The sequence below is a fragment of the Streptomyces violaceorubidus genome (assembly GCF_000717995.1).
Classification (GTDB): domain Bacteria; phylum Actinomycetota; class Actinomycetes; order Streptomycetales; family Streptomycetaceae; genus Streptomyces; species Streptomyces violaceorubidus.
Genome location: NZ_JODM01000093.1, coordinates 1 through 2,276, shown reverse-complemented (window position 1 = coordinate 2,276; position 2,276 = coordinate 1). Strand labels below are relative to the sequence as shown.

The 2,276-nt window shown below is 73.0% G+C and carries 2 protein-coding genes; one reads left to right on the top strand and one right to left on the bottom strand.

The features are described 5' to 3' along the window. Positions 1-432, bottom strand: a 432-nt coding sequence (locus tag IE94_RS40140; protein WP_209441111.1) for a hypothetical protein, incomplete at its 3' end; no start/stop codon positions are given. Between the two features lie 322 nt (positions 433-754). Here IE94_RS40140 and IE94_RS39740 point away from each other — a divergent pair. Then, positions 755-2,276: hypothetical protein (locus IE94_RS39740; RefSeq protein ID WP_157849444.1), on the top strand; the 1,522-nt coding region annotated here is incomplete at its 3' end.

Below are 2,276 nucleotides of genomic sequence, written 5' to 3'. Positions count from 1 at the left end.
GTCGCGTCTGATCCTGATGGTGTCCGCGGCCCCGGGCCGCAAGCCGCGCGGTATCGATGTGAAGGACTTGTTCCTGAACGGTGCGGCCGGTGCTCTGAACTCGGTGTTCGAGCATTTCTTCCGGGGTGCGAAGAAGTTCTTCACGTCGGCTTTCAAGGGCAAGGCGGACCTGGGTCCGAACCTGACCAGGAAGTTCGACCTCCCGAAGAACGCGCCGGTGGTGAATCCGGGCGGGAAGACGCCGTCGGGTTCCGGGCTGAAGGTGGCGGCGGTGTCGGCGGACCAGACGTTCAATGCCGCGAGTGCGGGTGTGTCGGAGTATTTCACCGGGGTCGCGCTGACCGGTGGTTTCAATGTGTGGGATTTCGCGGGCGGTGCCGTGAGCACGGCGACGATGTCGGCGGCGGCTCTGGGGGCCAAGGGGCTGGGCATCAAGATGCCGGACCTGTCGTTCCTGAAAAATCTCAACGCGGGTCTGTCGGGTCCTTCGGGGGGGTCGTCGGGTGGCACGGGGGCGGGTGCCGGCGGGCGGCCGGTGGCGGGAGTGGACACGGGTGGAGCGGTTCCGGTTCCGGGCGGACTGGCCGTGGCCGGGGGGCCACTGCCTTGGGGTGCGTCCCCGGGGTCCGCTCCCGCCCCGCCGGTACCGGTCCGTACCGTCTCCGGGATCGATGTCCCTGGAACATCCGCCACGGGCACGGGCACGGGCGAGGGCCAGTCGCCCCCCGTCGGCACAAGTACGGGGCAGTCGGCCTTGGATGCAGGTGCGGGTGCGGCGGGGGTCGCGGGCGGCGGGGGCCAGCTGGTGCGGAACACGGGCGGGCACAGCGCGTCCGACGCGGCGTTCGAAATACCCGGCGAGGACGCGGCGGGCGGACAGCCGGCGGCAGGGACGGATCCCGCGGCGCTGCCGACCGACGGGGCCCACGGCGCCGTCTCCTCCGGCTCACCCCACGCGGCGTCGGCATCGGGCCGGACGGCCCCCGCCCCGGCCGCCGTCCCTGCCGAGGGACAGCATGCGCACAACGAAACGGACAGTGAGCAGGACGGGGCCGGCGAGGCCGCCCCCGTCACCCAGCCCGCGGCCCCCTCGGTCACCGCTCCCGCGGCGACGGCCTCCGCCTCGGCGGCGGCTGCCGCGGGGGCGAGTACGAGTGCCGCGTCCCAGCCCGGCCAGACGGCACCCACGTCCACCGGCAACGCCACTCCCGCCTCTTCCGGCGCGGCGAGCGTGTCGTCGCCGACGACGGTCAAGGGCGACACCACCGGCCAGGGCACTCAGCCCAACAGCACCAGCAGCCGGAGCGCGGCACCCGGCCAGAGCGCCGACAGCCCCACCGCCGGGACGGACCCCGTCCCGGCCATCGCCGACACGGATGCGCCCGCCACGGAGACAGACGCGGCCGCCGCCGGCGAGGCCACCCCCGCATCACACCTTGTCGACCTGTCAGGTGACGGCCGGCCAGCAACGGCCTGGGCCGACACACGCCGGGGTGATCATCCGGTCGTCCCGTCCGCCGTCACCGTCCCGGGCCCGGTCGGCACCGTTCACCCGACCGCCGACCCCGCCGGCCGCGACAGCGACGCCGCCGCCACGGACGGCACCACGGCGAACGTGGTGACGGAAACGTCCGAGACACCACGGACCGATCCCGCGGTGACGGGCGCCGTGGCGGCCTTCGGCACACCGGGCCCCAAGGACGCCAAACGCTCCAAGGGCCTGCGGGAGGCGGAGCGCGCGACCGCCCCGGCCTCCGCCCCAGATGGACAGTCCGCCGAGACCACGTTCCTGGCCGCGGAGGTGACTGACAGGCCTGGTGAGGACCTCGCCGATCCTGTACCGATCCCCACCCTGTCCCGGCCCGAGGACGCACGGGCCGACACAGCGGACGCTTTCCTGCCGAGCAGCCGCCCCCAGAGCGGGACTCGCGGCGCCGGTCCGTCCCAGACGAGGGTCGCGATGGCCCACACTCAGGACACGGCCACGGACGCACTGAACCAGCGCACCCCGCGCGAGAGACTCGACCAGCTCACCCCGGGCTCCGCGGAACACTCCCGGCTGCAAGCCGTCCTCGACACCTACGAACCCGTAGCCGGACCGCGGCCTGCGCCGCAAGAACCTCCTGCTGTACCCGAGACTGCCGACAGCAGCAGGTCACCCGAGTCCGACATCACGTCCGCCCTGTACACCACCAGGATTGCGGGTGATGCCGACGGAGCAGATCCCGCCCCGGATTCCTTGCTCGACGAGCTGACCCGTTCGGGTGATCCGCGCG